Genomic DNA, 17997 nt, shown 5'->3' with positions numbered 1-17997 from the left:
CCTCCCCATTAAATTAAGGTGTCCCCAATATATCCGCCATTCGTAATCCCAGGAAAACAGGCAAATACAGCACTGCCTGTGTGCACGGTATATTCATTCAGCTTATCGTTCTTTGCCAGTCGTTTCTGAATCGGAATAAACTGTTTCTCCAGGTCCCGTTGATAGCTAATGAACAGCAAACCTGCATCCAGCTGTCCGGTCTTGGCATCGAGCCCACTCGAATACGAGTAGGAGCGGCGTAAAATTTGCTGACTGCCATCTCCCTTGGCGAGACGCAGATGTGACGTTGCAGGAATGACAGGCTGCCCATCGGCAGACTTGGCCTTCAGATCTACCGGATCGAACTCGCCGTGGCTGCCGAGCGGCGCTCCACTGTCCCGATGGCGTCCAAATGTCGCCTCCTGGTCCTTCAGTGTGGAGCGGTCCCACACCTCCACACGCATGCGAACCCGGCGGACGGCCATATAACTGCCGCCGGCCAACCACCCCGGACCGTCAGCCGGCTGCGCCCAGACGGTCTGGTCCATCAGCACGGTATCCGTTGTATCCGGATTGCCGGTGCCATCCTTGAAGCCGAGCAAGTTGCGCGGTGTTCCACCCGCAGGGTCAGCTCGGCCTGTGCGCTGGAAACCTTCCTGCGTCCAGCGCAATACCGCATGCCCACGTGCGATACGCGCGAGATTGCGGATAGCATGGAAGGCGACCTGCATATCGTCTGCGCAGACTTGCACGCACAGGTCGCCACCACACCACTGCGGGTCCAGCGCATCTCCGGCGAATGCCGGCAGATCGCGCAGGCCCTTGGGCTTCCGGCCCTGCAGCCCGAAGCGCCCGTCAAACAAAGATGGCCCCACACCAAACGTCAACGTAGTTCGTGACGGTGTCAGGCCTGCCGCTTCGCCCGTATCGGTAGGGGGCGTATTCAGCGTTGTATTATGTTCGCCAATCATCGCTCCGGCGGCCATGGCAGCGGCGGCCGCCGTCCAGTTCTTGAACAGACGGCGGAGGTCATCCGCACTTCCCGCCGTCACATCAAAGGCGGCAAAGCAGATGAAATCTTGAGCCGGGGTAATAATGCCTGCCTGGTGCTTGCCATAGAAGGGCAGTGCTTTGTCCGGCGTGTTCACATCCAATGCCGCCGAACTGCTTTTGCGGCCCAGCGCCATCAGACCGCTGGCACCGCCTCCGCCCAAGAGCAGACCCAATCCGGCCACGCCGGTCAGCTTCAGCATTTCACGCCGTGACAACGGCTTTTTCAGCGAATCCTTTTTCTGCTCGGTCATCGTTCTACACTCCCAGTACCTGTCCCATGTTCGACAGTGGCTCAGCCAATGCATCCAGGTTCTGACTCAGCTTCTTCACGTCCTCATCCTTCAGCTTCTCATAGGAAACGTACCCGTCTCCATCCTTGAATGGAGCAAGTTCTTTCTCGAGCGCATCGAATCGGTCCGCAATTTGCTGATTCAGATCTTTGTCTTTGGCAGCCAGATCATCCTTAAACAGGTTATATATCTCGCGTGCTCCCTCTACATTCGCTGCAAAATCATACAGATCCGTATGGGAATAACGTTCTTCTTCACCCGTTACCTTGCTGGAGGAGACCTCATTCAGCAGTTCTACCGCACCCGTTACCATTAGACTCGCATCGATGTCCATCGTCTCGACTTTGGCACGCAGGAGCTTCGCATCACTTAACAATGTATCCGCAAAGTCAGTCATGCCTTCGGTCGTCTTGTCTTCCCAAAGTGCTTTCTCAATCCGGTGGAATCCACGCCAGTCGGCAGCCTCCACATCCCCGTCACGAGCATCGATATTCGGGTCCAGATCCCCAAGTGCTTCGGCTACTGGTTCAATGCGTTCATAATACATACGAGCTGGTGCATATAATGATTTGGCAGTCTCCAGATCACCAGCTTTCACGGCATCGGTGAACTTCTCCGTTTGCTTCACGAATTCATCGATCTGCTCGATTGCAAACGCGCGATAGCCATCCACTGCGGTTGTATAATCACTCCCGGCCGCTTCCTGATCTGCTGCATCCGTGGTATCTGTGGAAGTTTGATTTTCGCTTTGAGCAACGGGCGTTTCCGCCTGCTTGTCCGAACCAGCTTCATTATTGCCGCAAGCGGCGAGTAAAACCGAAGTTGCCAGCACAACAGCCGGCAGTGCCAATATTTTTTTCAACACGATACACTCCCCATTGATTAAACTGATATGGTTGTACACCTACGATAAATATGTCGATGAGTACAAACCCTTAGATTAACGTTCATTTAATGATAATGATTATCAATTTCGGTAAAGACATCATAATTCCGGCGCATACTTATGTCAATATGAAAATAAGGGGACCGGTTTAACCACATACTCAGGTGGAAAATACCGGGTATTAATTCCCTTGAAAACATAGACAAACTTCGTCATCAACCGTTAAAATGAGACAAAATGTCTATATTATCTTAATTTATGAAATTGGAGGCTTATGCCATGAAATGCCCAGTATGTAATCATGAAAATGGAAATGCTAGTTTTTGCGAGAGGTGCGGCTCTAATCTAACCCCTTCCTCCCCTACTGCAGATTCCGCTCAGGATCAACAATCCGCTGCTGCCGAACCTGAATATACCCGTTGGTCGAGCACACAGGCGACACCTTCTCACGCTCCCATTTCTTCCAACACACCTTCTGCTCCCAGACCTGTACAACATGTTTCCGAATCTTCAGACTCTTCCGGCACAGAGGGCGCTTCAGCTTCAGGAGACAACAACACCAATCAGTGGAATAACATCGTACAAAATGAGAAAGTTCAGCAAGCCAAAGAAGTAAGCAAACAGTATCTATCCTATTTCCTTAGTGTGCTCACCCGTCCTTATCAAACTATGAAAACTGTTGGTGAACAGCATTCTCTTAACGGCTGGATCACGATGGCTCTGATTGCGGTTCTATCCTCTACATACTTTTTGATTACTTTCGGCCGGATGGATATGGACGGATTGTTCATTGGCGGGTTTATCAGACCGCTGTTGTTCACCGCCATTTCTTTGGTCGTAGCTATCGCATTGATGTATGCTATATTGAAGATTGAAAAAATAACGTTCCGCCCCAAAACGCTGGTTGCCCAGTTTGGTACATTACTTGTGCCTGCTGTAGCGTCGCTCGTTCTGGCGAATCTGTTTATTGTTATCTCGTATTCCATCGCTATCTTCTTCCTCGTTGTCTCGTATTTGATTATCTTTGTATCTCTTAACACGGTGCTGTTCCAGTATCCGCTGAATCGTACGAAGGCAGCCATCGATAGCATGTACAGCGTGTTGATTGCCAATGTTGTATTGTTTTTTATTCTATCTCGCTTTCTGGGCACTACAATCATTGGATTGATTGGCCTGATGTTTTCTCCATACGGTCGTATGTAGCATCTAATTTAAAAGCTCTTACGAAGGCTCTCCCTGCTCATGCGAGGAGGGTCTTCTTTTGTTTTCAACGTCAGCAGATTGCACTCGTTACGTTCCATACACTATAATGTGTAGTGTAAAAGGTATGTCCTTTTTTACGTAAGGATATGAGGTAAGAAGCGCTCCATGCTTATATCTGATCTGCACCATTGTCATCAACACTACATTGTGTAGTGAATCGTTGTGATCATTCATTTTATTAAGAAGGGTAGAGGGAATCGATATGGACATGAATATGAATCATATGCAAATGGAGCACGAGGCAGGCACATCCTACCTATGGCTTATCGTTGGAGCAATCCTTCTATTGTTCTCCATCGCAGCTTATATCTGGACTGCACGCACCCAGAAGTCTGTACTGGCACATATGAAGAAGAATGAACGAGCTGTGATTAAAAAGAAAACCCGATCCATCCGCCTGGGTGCACATGCACTACTGGGGGTGTCAATCATTGCGTTTGTTCTTTTCTTCATGCAGGGCGCACTTACCAAGTATGATGTTGCGGATCTGAATGCCGGTGCTGCGATCGAAGTGACTGACGATAAATACTACGGAGCTGATCATACAGAAGAGCCGATTCAATATGAGATGACCATCCCAACGTCAGGGCCTCATAACCCGCATGATATCAAGTTTGGATTTTACACCGATTTCCCCGGCTATCCATATCTGGTACATAATCTGGAGCATGGAGATATCATCATTTATTACCGTGAGAGTGCAAGTGATGAGCTGAAAGAGCATCTGAAATACCTTGCCAAGTTCCGCAAAGCTGGATCAGGTATCCTGGCAGTGCCGAACAAGGACATCCCTGAGGGTAGTGAGGTCGTTGTGACGGCATGGACCAAAACCATGAAGCTGGACCAATTCGATGATGCCAAAGTAGGCACTTTTATTAATAAATATATTAACCAAGGACCAGAGAAGATCCCTGCCTCCATCCGCCAGGGTGGCGGGACGATGTAAAGCCCCCATCTTTGTAGTAATAACAGCAAAGGGTTCCTTCAATCAAGGGGAGTCCATGAGATGAGATATCCATTTATACGTTTCAAACAAGATAAGCTCCTGGATCTACTTGATCCGGGGGCTAATTCTTTATCATGCAGATGCCGATATTTTAAATAGAAATGAAATACATATGTACGTTAGCAAAGTAGGAAACGCATTCCCAATAAGACGATTCATCCAACTTCAATACAAGAATTCATAGTCCTACATATCAAGGGGGAACATTTCTACTAATGAACAGTTTGTTTATGCGTATCTTTTTATTTTTTTCCTGTCTGATGCTGGCGGCAGGAGCCGTTCTTGGCATTACTATGTATCGCTCATCTGCACAGCTGGTTGAACAATCGATGGGCATGCAGGCACAGGCTGTTGCCGAACGAGCAGCACAATCCATCGACACCTCCCTGTATGCGCCGCTCAGTACAGGACAGGATCAAACCGAGTATTACGATACCTTGCGCGAACAACTCAGCCAGCTTCGTCAGGCCAATGGATTGAAGTATCTATACACGCTTGGTAAGCGTGTAGAAAACGGAGCCGAATCGTATTATTACGTAGTGGATGGCGCTGCTCCGGATGTGGAAGAGGATGATTTCTCTCCCTACGGGTCCCCTGAAGAGAACCAATATGCGGGAATGCTGCAAGCCTTTGCGCAAAACGAACCTTTCCGGGGCGATCTGACCCAGGATGAGTACGGCGCAACGATTACAGCCTATGTACCAATTCACGGGACTAATGGGGAACTGCTTGGTCTGGTTGGCGCCGACCTCGACTCCACTGCCGTCTACGAGTTAATGACACGCAATCGGATGACCATGATCTGGACTGCCCTTGCCATCGTATTACTCAGCGTGCTGCTGGTCTATGGATTTGCTCATTATTTGACCCGTCCTCTGGTGAAACTGAAGAAGATCATTGCTGAGGTGGGCAAAGGTGATCTGACCGTCGATGTCGAGCTTGGACGGAAGGATGAGGTTGGACAACTGGCTTCGGAGTTCAAACATCTGGTCACAGATACAAGAGATGTCATGACAGGCATCCGCAAAAGCTCCGATTCCCTGCTGCAAGCAGCCGAAGGGGTATCCAGACACTCGCTGGCGACAGCGGAAGCCAGCCAGCGCATTGCTGAGCACACAGACCACACAGCCAAAGGCGCTGCGGAGCAGGTTGCACGGGCAGGCGAAGTTACTGTAGCAATGGAGAAAATTACACGCAGCATGCAGCATATTGCGAATTCATCTTCCATGGTGGCTGATGTATCCGAGGAGACGACCCATAACGCGATACAGGGCCAGACCAACATCAACACAGCCATTGACCGCATGGACAAAATCCATCAGGCCAACGCCCAGATGGAGGCATCTACCTCCCAGCTCACGCAATACTCCAGCAAAATTGAATCGGTAGCCCACATGATGAAGGGCATCGCTTCCCAGACCAGTCTGCTGGCATTGAATGCAAGCATTGAGGCTGCTCGGGCCGGGGAACATGGCAGCGGATTCGCCGTTGTTGCTTCCGAGGTTCGGAAGCTTGCGGGGGAATCCGAGCAATCGTCCCAACATGTGACTGAACTGATCGCCGAAATGACGCGACAGACTGCTGTATTATCTTCGCATATGTCGGCCAGTACCTCAGAAGTTCAGGCCGGTCTTGCTGTTGTTCAAGAAGCAGGACGTTCGTTCACGTCCATTCATTCCGGCATTGAAACGATGAATGAACGTTTGCACGAAGTGTCCGCCGCTTCCGAGCAGCTCTCCGCCAGTGCCGAAGAGGTATCCGCCTCCGTTGAGGATATGGAACATATTTCGCGCAAGTCTTCTTCCAGCATTCAGGAGGTTTCCGCCGCAACTGACGGGCAGCTGAAATCGATGGATGAGATGAGCACATCTGCGGAATCCCTTCGTGTGTTGTCCAGTGAATTGAATGGGTTGATAAGCCGATTCAAAATATAAGTCCGATTGTAGATGGGCAATCCATGGAGCCCACCGGATGAATACAAAAAAAGCCGCAATGCAGGGAACAGGAACATGGGGTTTACCCCATTCCTGCTCACTCTGCCTGCGGCTTTTTATTGTTGTCAATTTAATGGAGGCTGGCCTTGCGGCTGCCTGAATTAATAACGCTGCGGAGCAGCTTTTTTGCCCAAATCCGTCATGTATGTGAAGAACGCTTCTGGATCAGTATCATACACAAGTTGTACTGGACGTCCGTCTGTTTGTTCCACCGTACGGCCTTGGCTTGGACCATCCGGGATAACAATACAGTTTACCGTTTTCTTCTTCACGATGTCCTCACGTCCAACTGAAGCCGTAGTCAACACATCCCACAGATAGTACGTGGAATTCGTTTCGCTGTATACCAGTGGCGGACATCCTGCATAACAGTTACCCAGGAAGTCAACGCCTTCAAAGCGGCGCTCTGCAGCCCAACGGTTACGTACAGCAGGTGTCAAAGGTACTTTGTTCGTGCTTTCCAGGGCTACCAGATCAATCTGGATGCCGCTCTGCCATACACGGTAAGCCGCTTCCGGGTCCCAGAATACGTTCCATTCTGCTGTACCATCATGCTCAGGCTCTTCGACGTTCCCTCTTTCGAACGTACCACCCATCCATACCAGCTTGTCGATTTTCTCTTCAATGTCTGGTGCTTCGTCCAGTGCACGCGCAAGGTCAGTCAGCGGTCCTGTGAACAGGAGCAGCGTTTTGCCTTCGGTGCTGCGCACTTTCTCAATCAGATGCTGGTGAGCCGGAACGGCAGACAAAGGAGCTTCCATTTTGCCGGATTCGTTCAATACTGGAAGTGCATCTACATAGAAGGAGTGCAATCTCCACGCCGCAGGAAACGGATTCTTCCCTCTGGAGTTAGATTTCGCCACCTCTACGGAATATGTGCCGAAGCGATCGATAATTTTACGGCTGGCATCTGTAGCTGGCTCCAGATATCCGTCTGCCGGAATAACCGATACACCGGTTACATTTACATTGTCCATTTGCAGAAGCATGAACAGCGATACGAGGTCATCTACGCCGCCGTCATGGTTAAAATACACATTAAGTTGGTTCGTCATGCTTGATTTCATCCTTCCCCCTGGTTGTCCCATTGATGTTCATCCCATCCGTCTGCCTAAGGCTGACGTTACCTCTATTATGTCCCAAAACCCTTGGCCACGTAAACCTTCCTCGTACAAAGAAAATAGCGACCAGGTTTGTTTTTGCGGATATTTTACAGTTCCTCCATTCCATCTCAGCATATACCCGGATCAACCTGCACTCCAATATAAAAATGGTAAAAAAAGGACAGTAGGCTTGAGGTCCCCACTGTCCTTGTCTGAATCTATCCATAATTACATGGATTGTTTTTGTTTCTCTTTGGCTTTCTCTGCAACAGGCACATACTTGCCTGGCCAGAAAGCCCATTTGCCCAGCAACGTAGTAATGGCTGGCACCATGAACGGTCGAACAAGGAACGTATCGAGCAAGACACCCGCAGCCGTGATAATACCGAACTGCACCAGCACCTGTATAGGCAGTGTTGCCAGTACGGCGAATGTACCTGCGAGAATCAGACCTGCGGAAGTAATTACAGATCCGGTTTCACCCACACCTTCCTTGATCGCTTGGCGAAGTGGCATCGTTTTGCGTTTTTGCCAGATGCTTGAGATCATGAAGATGTTGTAGTCTTCACCCAGCGCCACAAGGAATACGAAGGAATACAGCGGAATCGCTCCCTGAATGGCGTCTGCCCCCAGTCCATAGTGGATAATGAGCCAGCCCAGGCCCAGTGCGGAGAAATAGGACAGTACTACTGTGGCAATCAGATACGCCGTCGCTACGACGGAACGCAGGTATAACAGCAACAGCAATGTGATCATTCCGATTACCACTGGGATAATGATACTGGCATCCCGCTCTCCAGTGACTTCGATATCATACTGCTCAGCCGTCTGACCATCGATCCAGACATGGCTGTCCACGCTTGTTATTCCAGCATCTTTCAATGCCTGTTCAGCCGTTGCCCGCAGATCCGGGATATGCTGCATCGCCTCCATCGAGTATGGATTCAGATTGAATTCCACATCGTAAGCGGTGATGTTTGCATTCTCAGCACCCTGCTGCGCTTCACCTACCTTGCTTACGTAATCCAGCGATTCCAGACGTTGTTTCAGATCTGTCTCGCTGCCTTCTGTATCGATAATCACTTTCGCCGGAGCGAGTTCACCTTCCGAGAACTGTTCTCCAATGACTTTGAAACCTTCACGAGATGCAACATTCTCCGGGAAGGACGATAGCAAGTCATACGTGAATTTTATTTGGCTAGAGAAAGCAGCCAGTCCACCCAACAACACCAGTGTAATCGCCAGTACTGTCCACGGTTTGGTTACTACTGTACGGCCAATCCAGCTTTCCTTGATTTTACGTGGAGCAGGCGCTGGTTTGCCTTTTTTCTTCGAACGTTCTACTTCCATATCATGCGTACGCGGTACAAACGGGTAAAATGAACCCCGACCGAAGATCGCCAGCAAAGCCGGAACCAGCGTCAGGCTCGCAATAAACATGATGAAGATGGATAAACTGAATGGTACGGCAAAACGGTGATAGGCACCATATTCTGCGAACAGCAGTACAAGCAGTGCTGCAACAACTGTAAATCCACTCATGGCAATCGCACCGGACGATCCAGTAATCGCCTGGAAGAGTGCTTTCTTTTTATCCGACTCATGATAGAGAATTTGACGGAATCTGGAGATCATGAACAGACAATAGTCCGTACCTGCACCGAACAACAGCACTGTCATAATCGAGATGGACTGCGCGTCCACTGTAATCCAGCCCTGATCCGCCATAAATCCGAGAATTGGACTAGTGACCATATAAGCGAACCCAACTGCAATAATCGGGATAATCGCCAGTACTGGGGAACGGTAGATCAACAGCAACAGCACGAGTACCAGCACAACTGTTGCAATCAGCAGGGATACATCCGCAGATGAGAATAATCCACTTGCATCAATTGATATCCCAACCGGGCCTGTAACCCGCGCGCTTAGTGCGCTGGCATCATCAATGGCAACGTCAAATGGGTCGGAGCCAAAAATGTCTTTCGTTTTCTGCTCCAGCGCTGCAATGCCCTCTTTCAACTGTGACGAATCAGCTTCCTGATTGAAAAATAGCGGCATAACCAAGGTGCTTCCGTCTTCCGAAAGCTGACCTTTCAGAGCCTGTGGCGGCAACTGATATAGCGGCACCACAGATTGCTGCTGCTCCACCGGATCTTGATCCAGTCGCTCCGTTAACGCCTGAATGTTCTTAATCTGTTCATCCGTCAGACCGCCGGCTTGACGCCAGACGATGAGGGCGGGGACACCTTCGCCGCCGGGAAATTCTTTCTGGACAACTACTGCCGCCTGCACCGATGGCTTGGAATCACTCAGATCCTGCGCGTTGTTCGTTTCACGATCACCAACAGCAGGCCACACCACACCAAGTACAACCGCGACGATGATCCATACCAACAGTGTAATCCATTTGCTTCGTTTGCCGGCAACCCAGCGGCCGTAGCCCGAACCTTCTTGCATTGTCTCTTCATCTCCCTATTTTGGTTCTATGAAGCCGTTTTTATGTGATAAATATAGAAATGAACCACGGGTCATAGTATAATTGACTTAATTATATATACCGGAAGGTTAATATTGCAAATACTAATTTTGTGAACACTTTTGTACAGCCAACATGAATAAGTAAAGAGGTATGCAACCATGAGCAAAAAAACGAACCCTCCCCGCTCGCCGGGCAGGCCCAAAGCCGGTGCCGATCAGGCATCAGTCCAGTCAAAAATACTGATGACCGCCTCGCGGCTATTTATGGAATACGGGTATGAGCCCGTCTCTCTCCAGCAAATCGCCTCGCTATGCGGCGTGACCAAAGCATCAATTTATTATCATTTTTCCAGCAAGCCGCAGCTATTCACCGTCGCCATCACCAGTATGATGGCCATGGGCATGCAGCAGACAGCTCTTCGTATGGATGCACCCGGTACATTACAAGAAAGACTGGAGAAAGTTGCGGAAGGACGGATGCAACAATCTCACGTCGATACCGAGACCATGATGCGTGAAGCCAATACCTATTTGGATGCAGATCAGTTGGCCCAGATCCGTGAAGCCGAAGTACGCATCTATGAAGTCCTCGCCACCCACTTTAAGCAGGAGATGGACAACGGTTATTTGCGATCTGCCAATCCGATGCTGCTTGCCCATGCGTTCACGTCCTTGCTGATGCTGGCAAACCGCGAAGGAGTACGCGACATGCATGCAACGATTGCCGATCTGGCACGTGAGCTGGTAGCTTTATTTTTGGACGGAGCTGCTCACAAGGCTTAAAGATCTCTCCATGCTTTTGCCAATGCCGCGACATCAGCTCGATCGGTCCTGCATGACGACTTGAACTCACAGGAGGAATAACCCATGTCCCAACCAACACCATCCCCGCGCATCCCACGTCTGTTGGAAACGAAGCGCATCTATCTTCGTCCATTTGAATCGACTGATGTTGATATCTATTTTCCCGGATTGTTTGACGCCGAGATGCGCAGACTTACTGGAACACAAAACAGCTTCACCCGTACCCAAGTAGAACGCTACATCGAAAACGCGGCCCAGGATGACTCACGCTTGATGCTGCTGATCGCCTTGCAGGAGAATGACCAGGTCATCGGGGAGATTGCCCTGATGGACCTACATACCAAAAATCTCAGTGCACATATTCGGATCGCCATTGATCATACAGAGCATCAAGGAAAAGGCTATGGTAGCGAGGCATTGCTGCTTATGTTGGACTACGGCTTCGGTATCTGCAATCTGCACCGAATCGAGCTTGAAGTGTATGCCTTCAATCAACGTGCGATTCGTACATATGAGAAACTAGGATTTCAACGTGAAGGTGTACGGCGAGAGGCCTTGTATTACAATCATCAATATCACGATGCCATTCAGATGAGCATGCTCAAGAATGAATTTCGAGAGCGGCATGTCAGCAGACTTAGATAACGAAGACTACGTGCTACCGGGAGGGGATTTCTTCCGGTTGGTTTACGTTCCCGGCAAATAACCATGCTCCAGTGGATTTATCCACTACAGCGACCATAAATGGACGATTCACATCCATCCTCACCAGATCCGTTGGTGGAGCACTTCCAGCCGCCATTCCCACTAATGTTGAAGCAGCAGCTACAGTCCCTTGCTCGCTCACTTCCATCACGGCACGATGCAGTACCTGACCAATGTATGCTTGCAAGTTCGGCCCGGGAGAAATCATTTCCGTGAAATTGGCGGCATACGGATCAAAGGCTATTTCCATCCCCATCTGCTGCAACGTTTCTTTCAGGTTCATGCCATACTCCGCACGAAAACGTGGCAAGGACAGCTCAACTAAGCTATATTCGGAGCCGCGATCAAGCCGTTTTGGGTCATCCAGCAACTGCTGCTGAACCTCATCCAGCGTACGCCCCTCTCGCGGCAAAACGACAAGCAGATGCATCTGGCCATCTCCGTAAGGCAGTCTAACCGCCTGCCAATCCTCATTCTCAGAGTATTGGAACTGCTTTGTCTGATGCATCATCCGCACAGACAGGTCCTTTCCATTGGCCAGCCTGAACTCTTCGTCCGTCGTGTAATCCGGGTCAAACTCATCCATCCAATTACCATCAAATGCAATGGCATTCACCAGAATCATCAGAGCTTCCTTTTCGGGCGGCTCCTGCATCAAATTTGGAATCATGCCGTTGGTGTGCTGCTTCACCCATTGATTAATCTCTTCCTTTGCTTGTGCTGGTTGTCCATTGAGTGTCCTGATTTCGGCTTCATACGTTTGCTGTACGGCTGTTTGGTACGTTTCCTCTACCGGGATTCCGTCCTTCACCCACATGGAGTTCGCAATACCGATCTGTATTCCTTTTCCCGGATGGGTCAACAACTGCTGCAAAGCCGCTTGAAAAGCATTTACTTGCTCCATTTCTAGCCCCGACCAGCCCATGACCTTTGCCATCTCTTGCCTAGTCTCACCTACACTGCCGTTATATGCCATGCCAATTGCCGCCGTAATACTGTAAGGAGAGATCAGCAGATTATTCCCGTCAGCTTTTTCTTTTGTACCCATCTGTTGAAGAATATGCAGCCCTATGGTGTTCATGGCTTGGATTCTTTCGGGTTCGATCTCTTTCAGAGCAGCTTTTCGTTCTGACTCGGATAACTCCTGATTCGAATTAGATTGCATCTTGTTTGGGTCCCCCTTTGCTGAACAGCTCGTAATGATCAGCCCACTTATACAGCATAATAACAGTAATACTCCTAACCGTGCATGCATCGAAATCCCCCCTCATCCGTAATACTCAGATACCCGTCATAGCAATGCACTGATTTCCTTTTTTTACTAGACGTACGGTTGAGGAAAAAGGTTACTTTACACTCATATGCCAAGGTCACCAATTTCTACTGAAGAAAACACCATTCAAAACGAGTCAAAACGGTTATATCTATACCATATACGAATGGAGGGATTCCCTATGATTCCGGCAACGTTGGAACAATTGGAGCAAGTTCGCAAGGAATGCCGCACCATGGTCAAAAAGAGAGCTACCGCTTCCGCCGGTACAACACTCGTTCCTCTTCCAGGCACAGACGTCCTGGCTGATGTGGGAATGCTCATGCAGCTACTGCCTGCCATTAACAATAAATTCGGATTATCGCAAAAGCAGCTCGACGGTATGGACCCTGAGACCAAATCCATGATCTACGGATTCGTCATGTCCATCGGAAGTAAAGTCATCGGACGTATGGTAACCAAAGAACTGGTCGTACAGGTTCTGAAAAGGGTCGGAGTACGCGTAGCTACCAAATCAGTCGCCAAATTTGTCCCTTTTGCAGGTCAGGGATTGGCAGCCGCGCTCAGCTTCACGGCCATGCGATATGTTGGCAACAAACATGTTGAGGACTGTTATGAGGTCGTAAAACGCATGATTGAGCAGCGTGAATTAATACCGGGCGAACCGGCACCTTCTGCGCTTGAGGAAGCAGGCGAAGATCCGAAGCTGGAAGTAAAGACGTCATCCGGCGTGAACGAAGATAAAGCTCCAGAAGATTCGAAAGAGGGTTAAGGAAAGAAAAACGATACCGTGAGACTAGCCGCGGTAGCAAACAAATAGCCGGGTGTACCCAATGGGTGCACCCGGCTATTATGTTAACGCCATTTAGGATCAGATCGCCTGTGGCTGTTGCTCCGTAAACTGACTGTTGTACAGATCAGCATAGAAGCCTTGTTTCTCCATCAGTTCCTCATGATTACCCTGCTCAATCACGTTACCATGATCCATGACAAGAATCAGATCGGCTCCGCGAATGGTGGACAATCTGTGGGCAATGACAAAGCTGGTGCGATCCTTCATTAGATCATTCATCGCTTTCTGGATGAACACTTCGGTCCGTGTATCGACACTGCTCGTCGCTTCATCGAGAATCAGAATGGCCGGATTTGCCAGAATCGCTCTCGCAATCGTCAGCAGTTGCTTCTGGCCCTGTGAGATGTTCGAGGCTTCTTCATTCAGCACCGTATCATATCCATCAGGCAAGGTACGAATGAAGTGATCAGCATGGGCTGCATCGGCTGCTTTAATGACTTCCTCTTCCGTTGCGCCCTCTCGACCATAGGCGATGTTGTCACGGATCGTTCCGTTGAACAGCCATGTGTCCTGAAGTACCATCCCAAACAGGCTGCGCAGCTTGCCGCGTTCCATGTCCACAATATTAACGCCGTCAATCGTAATTTGGCCGTCCTGAATTTCATAGAAACGCATCAGGAGGTTGATCAATGTTGTTTTCCCCGCTCCAGTCGGCCCGACAATGGCTACCGTCTGTCCCGGTTTTACATCAATATTCATATTTTGAATGAGTAACTCATCCGCTTTATATCCAAAATTTACACCATGGAATGCAACGGCACCCTGTGGATGCTGCAATTGTACTGGTTTCGAAGACTCTGGAACCTCTTCCTCTTCATCCAGCAATTCAAATACCCGCTCCGCTGAAGCGATAGTGGACTGAATGATATTCGAGATGTTGGCAATTTGGTTAATCGGCTGAGTGAACTGACGGGAGTACTGTGTGAATGCAAGGATATCCCCGATGGAGATGGCACCACGTGTAACAAAGATCCCGCCGACCACACAGATCAGCACATAACCAAGGTTACCTACAAACGTCATCAGTGGCATGATAATCCCCGAGATAAACTGGGCTTTCCAACCGGATTCATACAGCTCTTCGTTCACTTTTTCGAACTGTTCTACCGAATGTTCTTCCCGTCCAAAGGCTTTAACCACTTTGTGTCCGGTGTACATTTCCTCGACATGACCGTTCAACTCACCAAGTGATTTCTGCTGGCCTGCAAAGTGTTTTTGCGAACGGGATGCCACCAACATAACTACTACCACGCTTAATGGCAGTGTCAAAATGGTAATGAGGGTCATCCATGGACTTATGGTCAACATCATGATGATAACTCCGACAATGGTAACTACAGACGTAATGAATTGCGCCAAACTTTGCTGGAGTGTATTACTGATGTTGTCCACATCGTTTGTCGCCCGGCTTAATGTTTCTCCGTGGGTACGGGAGTCAAAATATTTCAGCGGCAGACGTCCAACCTTGGCACTGATCTGTTCACGCATGTCGTACACAACTCGCTGAGCTACACCAGCCATCAGGTATTGCTGAATGTACATGAAAGCTGCACTGAACAGATAGAGTCCCCCAAGCAGATACAAAACCTTCATCAAGGCAGGAAAATCAATCCCGGCCCCCTGTACACCCTGAAGGATGGCAATAGCACCTTTACTGAGAATATCCGTCCCTTCTGCCATAACCTTAGGACTGATAATGCTGAACACGGTACTTAGAATTGCAGCAACCAGCACACCCAGCAAACGATAGCTGTGGGGTTGAAGATAACGCATCAAGCGCCGCAGTGTACCTTTAAAGTCTTTCGCTTTCTCCACGGGAGGCCGCATGCCCATTCCGCCTCCGGGATGACCCGGCCCGCCAGGGGGACGAGATGACTTGCGTTCTGTACGTTCACTCATGCGATCTCCTCCTCTGTCAGCTGGGAGGATACAATCTCGCGATATACTTCATTGTGCTCCAGCAGCTCTTTATGTGTTCCCGAACCGACAATCCGTCCCTCATCCATAACCAGAATGCGATCTGCATCCATAACCGTACTTACGCGCTGAGCCACAATAAGCACTGCTGCTTCAGTCGTTTCGGACTTCAGGGCAGCACGAAGTTTGGCATCGGTTTTGAAGTCAAGTGCCGAGAAGCTGTCGTCAAAAATATATACTTCCGGACGGCGAACCAGTGCGCGTGCAATGGACAAACGCTGCTTCTGTCCACCGGATACGTTGTTACCTCCCTGCGCAATGACGCTGTCGTAACCGTCTTTCATCTCCGTAATGAAGTTCTCTGCCTGAGCCGTTTGAGCGGCTCGAACAATTTCCTCCATGGTCGCGTCTTCCTTCCCGTGCCGGATATTCTCCGTAATCGTTCCGGTGAAAAGAACCGCTTTTTGCGGTACAAATCCGATTTTGGCACGCAAATCTTCCTGCCGCAGCTCACGTACATCTATTCCATTTACCCGTACACTACCCTCCGTTACATCATAGAAACGTGGAATGAGACTGAGCAATGTGGATTTACCTGAGCCCGTACCCCCAATAATGGCTGTGGTTTCACCCGGGCGTGCCGTAAATGAAATACCTGACAGCGCAGCATTTTCTGCACCCGGATAACGGAATGTCACGTTATCGAACTCAATCGTACCTTGCAGAGATTTCATATGACGAGGCTGCTCTGGATTGCTAAGATCTGGATGCATATCCAATACCTCGTTGATCCGTTCTGCCGAAGCCGAAGCTCTTGGAATCATGACAAAGATAATGGAGACCATAATGAGAGAGAACATGATCTGCATCGCATACTGAATAAAGGCAATTAATGAACCAATATTCATATTTCCACTGTCAATACGCTGTCCACCGAAATACAAGATGGCAATCATTGAAAAGTTCATAACCAGCATCATGACGGGCATTAGTGTTGCCATGAGCACATTCACTTTAATGGAAACATCTCGCAGATCCGTATTGGCTCCATTGAAGCGAACACGCTCATGTTCCCCACGATTAAAGGAACGCACCACACGAATTCCTGTTAGTTGTTCACGCAGGACCAAGTTGAGTCGGTCGAGTTTTTTCTGAATTTGTTTAAACAAAGGCAGACCTTTCGCACCAATCAGGGCGATAGCCCCAGCCAGTACAGGCAAGACCACCAGGAAAATGGTCGATAATTTGGCATCCTGGGATACCGCCATGAAGATACCACCGATACACATCATCGGTGCCATAACCATCATGCGCAGCATCATCGTTAATACGTTCTGAACCTGCGTAATATCATTTGTGGTACGGGTAATCAGCGAGGCTGTACCCAATTTATCAAATTCCTGCAGCGAAAAGTTCTCCACATGGCGGAACACTCTGCTGCGCAGCTGTTTGGCAAATCCACCCGCTGTACGGGAGGAAAGATAACTGGCTGTTACAGAACAGGCCGTGCCTGCTACAGCAATTAACAGCATCCAGCCACCAATCTGCCAGATGTACGGAACATCTCCTTTTACTATGCCGCCATTAACGATGTCCGCCATCAGGGTTGGCAAATACAGTTCAGCTAGCGACTGTAACAGCACCAGACCCAATATGAAGAAAATGGGGATTCGGTAAGGCTTAAGCATGCGAAACAATTTCATCATGGCTTATCATCTCCTTGTGTGGACGCATCCATCTGTTGGGAAACCTTTGTATCAAAAAAGGTGTACACCTTGGTCAACAACTCCGCTAATTGAAGACTGTCTTCCTCACCCAGATGCTCAACGAGCTTATTGAATATCTCCATACGCTCCTGATGAGCCGCCCGAATAATTTCACGACCTGCTTCAGTAATGGTAATACGGACTGCGCGACGATCCTCTGGGTCCATCGTTCGTTCGACCAGGCCTTCGTCTTCAAGCCCCCGAATGACAGGAGTAATCGTAGGCGATTTCACACGCAACAAAGCACTAATTTCTGATACTTTCAGTCCTGGATGATTCGATTGTAGCGTGTCATTGAAATTAGGAGGATTATCCTGCCAATTCAATCGTTCCCCCGGATGCATGCCGTGGAGCAAACAACCCAGAACCATAATTTCATTGTGATTACGCCCGTGTGGTTTATGTTGCCTCCATTTGCCTTTATTAAACTGCATAATGGAATACAAAAGCTTCTGGGCAACCGGATCTATGCCAGTCATTATTGTCCCCCCTTTAATTTCATTATCATTCCATAGACGTCCAACACCATAGGACATCTATTAAATAGCATTCCAATTAAATAGCCAATCAATTAATTAGGTGCACTAAGTATATTCCTGCAAAAGTTGAAAGTCAAACAGCAAA

At 49.1% G+C, this 17997-nt stretch carries 14 protein-coding genes; 6 read left to right on the top strand and 8 right to left on the bottom strand.

Annotated features, from left to right (window positions below; all coding sequences use genetic code 11):
* Positions 1 to 8: 8 nt before the first annotated feature.
* Entirely contained in the window at positions 9 to 1283 is a 1275-nt protein-coding gene (gene efeB, locus CS562_RS16660) for an iron uptake transporter deferrochelatase/peroxidase subunit (protein ID WP_099857330.1), read from the bottom strand.
* A gap of 4 nt (positions 1284 to 1287) precedes the next feature.
* Positions 1288 to 2184, bottom strand: a complete 897-nt coding sequence (gene efeO, locus CS562_RS16655) for an iron uptake system protein EfeO (RefSeq protein WP_099857328.1) — start codon at positions 2182 to 2184, stop codon at positions 1288 to 1290.
* A 303-nt stretch (positions 2185 to 2487) separates the two neighbouring features.
* On the opposite strand from efeO, the gene CS562_RS16650 reads away from it, so the two are divergent.
* The 3 genes from CS562_RS16650 (at position 2488) to CS562_RS16640 (ending at position 6411) form a co-directional block, all read left to right on the top strand.
* Positions 2488 to 3411, top strand: a complete 924-nt coding sequence (locus CS562_RS16650) for a zinc ribbon domain-containing protein (protein ID WP_099857326.1) — start codon at positions 2488 to 2490, stop codon at positions 3409 to 3411.
* A 262-nt stretch (positions 3412 to 3673) separates the two neighbouring features.
* Complete coding sequence (locus tag CS562_RS16645; RefSeq protein WP_099857324.1) at positions 3674 to 4417, top strand: thioredoxin-like domain-containing protein; 744 nt, start codon at positions 3674 to 3676, stop codon at positions 4415 to 4417.
* Positions 4418 to 4692: 275 nt separating this feature from the next.
* Entirely contained in the window at positions 4693 to 6411 is a 1719-nt protein-coding gene (locus CS562_RS16640) for a methyl-accepting chemotaxis protein (RefSeq protein ID WP_099857323.1), read from the top strand.
* Positions 6412 to 6572: 161 nt separating this feature from the next.
* Here the strand turns inward: CS562_RS16640 and CS562_RS16635 are convergent, their stop codons facing one another.
* Positions 6573 to 7526: a nucleoside hydrolase gene (locus tag CS562_RS16635; RefSeq protein WP_099857321.1), complete on the bottom strand. Its 954-nt coding sequence runs from the start codon at positions 7524 to 7526 to the stop codon at positions 6573 to 6575.
* Positions 7527 to 7802: 276 nt separating this feature from the next.
* On the bottom strand, positions 7803 to 10034 hold the full coding sequence (locus CS562_RS16625) for an MMPL family transporter (protein ID WP_099857317.1): 2232 nt from the start codon (positions 10032 to 10034) through the stop codon (positions 7803 to 7805).
* A gap of 180 nt (positions 10035 to 10214) precedes the next feature.
* Here CS562_RS16625 and CS562_RS16620 point away from each other — a divergent pair, with 180 nt between their 5' ends.
* Both CS562_RS16620 and CS562_RS16615 read left to right on the top strand, forming a co-directional pair.
* Complete coding sequence (locus CS562_RS16620) at positions 10215 to 10838, top strand: TetR/AcrR family transcriptional regulator (RefSeq protein ID WP_099857315.1); 624 nt, start codon at positions 10215 to 10217, stop codon at positions 10836 to 10838.
* A gap of 84 nt (positions 10839 to 10922) precedes the next feature.
* On the top strand, positions 10923 to 11504 hold the full coding sequence (locus CS562_RS16615; RefSeq protein ID WP_099857313.1) for a GNAT family N-acetyltransferase: 582 nt from the start codon (positions 10923 to 10925) through the stop codon (positions 11502 to 11504).
* 13 nt (positions 11505 to 11517) lie between these two features.
* Here the strand turns inward: CS562_RS16615 and CS562_RS16610 are convergent, their stop codons facing one another.
* Positions 11518 to 12729, bottom strand: coding sequence for a serpin family protein (locus CS562_RS16610; RefSeq protein WP_180287160.1), 1212 nt, complete (start codon positions 12727 to 12729; stop codon positions 11518 to 11520).
* A 289-nt stretch (positions 12730 to 13018) separates the two neighbouring features.
* Here CS562_RS16610 and CS562_RS16605 point away from each other — a divergent pair, with 289 nt between their 5' ends.
* Complete coding sequence (locus CS562_RS16605; RefSeq protein ID WP_099857309.1) at positions 13019 to 13609, top strand: hypothetical protein; 591 nt, start codon at positions 13019 to 13021, stop codon at positions 13607 to 13609.
* Between the two features lie 99 nt (positions 13610 to 13708).
* Here the strand turns inward: CS562_RS16605 and CS562_RS16600 are convergent, their stop codons facing one another.
* Genes CS562_RS16600 through CS562_RS16590 form a run of 3 tightly spaced genes read right to left on the bottom strand, consistent with a single transcriptional unit; the run spans position 13709 to position 17852 of the window.
* Positions 13709 to 15589, bottom strand: a complete 1881-nt coding sequence (locus CS562_RS16600) for an ABC transporter ATP-binding protein (protein ID WP_076287452.1) — start codon at positions 15587 to 15589, stop codon at positions 13709 to 13711.
* A complete protein-coding gene (locus tag CS562_RS16595; protein ID WP_099857307.1) occupies positions 15586 to 17313 on the bottom strand; it encodes an ABC transporter ATP-binding protein in 1728 nt (575 codons plus the stop codon). The genes CS562_RS16600 and CS562_RS16595 overlap by 4 nt, the downstream gene beginning before the upstream one ends.
* On the bottom strand, positions 17310 to 17852 hold the full coding sequence (locus CS562_RS16590) for a MarR family winged helix-turn-helix transcriptional regulator (RefSeq protein ID WP_099857305.1): 543 nt from the start codon (positions 17850 to 17852) through the stop codon (positions 17310 to 17312). Before CS562_RS16590 ends, CS562_RS16595 begins: the two co-directional genes overlap by 4 nt.
* Between the last annotated feature and the right edge of the window lie 145 nt (positions 17853 to 17997).

The organism is Paenibacillus sp. LK1, from assembly GCF_002750415.1.
Lineage (GTDB): Bacteria > Bacillota > Bacilli > Paenibacillales > Paenibacillaceae > Paenibacillus > Paenibacillus taichungensis.
This window is presented reverse-complemented; position numbering and strand designations above follow the sequence as displayed.

Bases quoted from the DNA above. Each gene is read 5' to 3' on its own strand.
- efeB (WP_099857330.1), bottom strand. From the start codon at position 1,283: ATGACCGAGCAGAAAAAGGATTCGCTGAAAAAGCCGTTGTCACGGCGT.
- CS562_RS16650 (WP_099857326.1), top strand. From the start codon at position 2,488: ATGAAATGCCCAGTATGTAATCATGAAAATGGAAATGCTAGTTTTTGC.
- CS562_RS16645 (WP_099857324.1), top strand. From the start codon at position 3,674: ATGGACATGAATATGAATCATATGCAAATGGAGCACGAGGCAGGCACA.
- CS562_RS16640 (WP_099857323.1), top strand. From the start codon at position 4,693: ATGAACAGTTTGTTTATGCGTATCTTTTTATTTTTTTCCTGTCTGATG.
- CS562_RS16635 (WP_099857321.1), bottom strand. From the start codon at position 7,526: ATGACGAACCAACTTAATGTGTATTTTAACCATGACGGCGGCGTAGAT.
- CS562_RS16625 (WP_099857317.1), bottom strand. From the start codon at position 10,034: ATGCAAGAAGGTTCGGGCTACGGCCGCTGGGTTGCCGGCAAACGAAGC.
- CS562_RS16620 (WP_099857315.1), top strand. From the start codon at position 10,215: ATGAGCAAAAAAACGAACCCTCCCCGCTCGCCGGGCAGGCCCAAAGCC.
- CS562_RS16615 (WP_099857313.1), top strand. From the start codon at position 10,923: ATGTCCCAACCAACACCATCCCCGCGCATCCCACGTCTGTTGGAAACG.
- CS562_RS16610 (WP_180287160.1), bottom strand. From the start codon at position 12,729: ATGCAATCTAATTCGAATCAGGAGTTATCCGAGTCAGAACGAAAAGCT.
- CS562_RS16605 (WP_099857309.1), top strand. From the start codon at position 13,019: ATGATTCCGGCAACGTTGGAACAATTGGAGCAAGTTCGCAAGGAATGC.
- CS562_RS16600 (WP_076287452.1), bottom strand. From the start codon at position 15,589: ATGAGTGAACGTACAGAACGCAAGTCATCTCGTCCCCCTGGCGGGCCG.
- CS562_RS16595 (WP_099857307.1), bottom strand. From the start codon at position 17,313: ATGATGAAATTGTTTCGCATGCTTAAGCCTTACCGAATCCCCATTTTC.
- CS562_RS16590 (WP_099857305.1), bottom strand. From the start codon at position 17,852: ATGACTGGCATAGATCCGGTTGCCCAGAAGCTTTTGTATTCCATTATG.